The following is a 920-nucleotide window of genomic DNA, read 5'->3' on the forward strand; positions in this document are numbered from 1 at the left end:
TGCTACAAAAGTTTTTTACTACAAAGGTTAGATAACAAAAATTTAACAGCGTAAAAGAAATATTGACACTGCACAATGAGTTTTCAATAAGCAATAATTCAAAAAATACAATAATTAAAAATCATATAATTTGTAATCAAAATAAAATTATAACAGAAATTCTAGAGTATATAAAATAATCAAAAGAGAAAAGTAAAAAGTAACATGAAAAAAACTATTATTTTAATAGCAATAACTGTCACTTTAGGGATTCAAAACCCAGCAATGGGTTTTGTGAATTCAGGAGTCGTAGACTTATCCAAACCGGGAGCAAATTGGTGGAGTCTACTTTGGGGCACAAGTAATAATAATCCTCCTAAAGATCCTCCCAAAGATCCTGCAATAGAAAAGGTAGCACTTCTACAAGAAAAGGCCCCCCCCTTTCCTATATCATCATTTATCGCTGTCTTAAACCGACAACTTGACGAAACAAAAAAGCAACTTAAAGAAACAGGAAAAATATATCAATCCATAACAGGATCTCGTAGATCGGATATTATACCAAGAATTAATATAGGTGTTGATTATTTTCAAAATCCAAAATCCATCTACGACAAAAGTGGATTTAAAAGCAGCTCTTTAAACGATGATACAGACTCCAAAAAGACTAAAATGGAAGACATTATTATCAACCAAGATCTTAGTCTCCTTTCAGTTTCTGACGCACGTCAATTTATCGAAGAGCGCAGTCAATACGCAGCGATTGTAGATAAAGCCGTAAGTTTGCAAGTTTTTGGGGAAATAAAAAATCGTTTTAGAAATATTCAAAATGTTTTCTCTATGATAGCAGCTCCATTGGATTTGAAAGCCATCATAGAATTACAATCCTACATGGAAGGTACACTTTCCATTTTCCAGAATGAGGCTATAAAATTGCAAAC

1 protein-coding gene is annotated in these 920 nt (G+C 32.3%); it reads left to right on the forward strand.

Annotated features, from left to right (window positions below):
* Positions 1-204 precede the first annotated feature (204 nt).
* The coding region (locus BN338_RS09600; protein ID WP_039761724.1) for a TrbJ/VirB5 family protein at positions 205-920 on the forward strand (716 nt) is incomplete at its 3' end.

Source organism: Bartonella queenslandensis AUST/NH15 (assembly GCF_000312585.1).
GTDB lineage: Bacteria > Pseudomonadota > Alphaproteobacteria > Rhizobiales > Rhizobiaceae > Bartonella > Bartonella queenslandensis_A.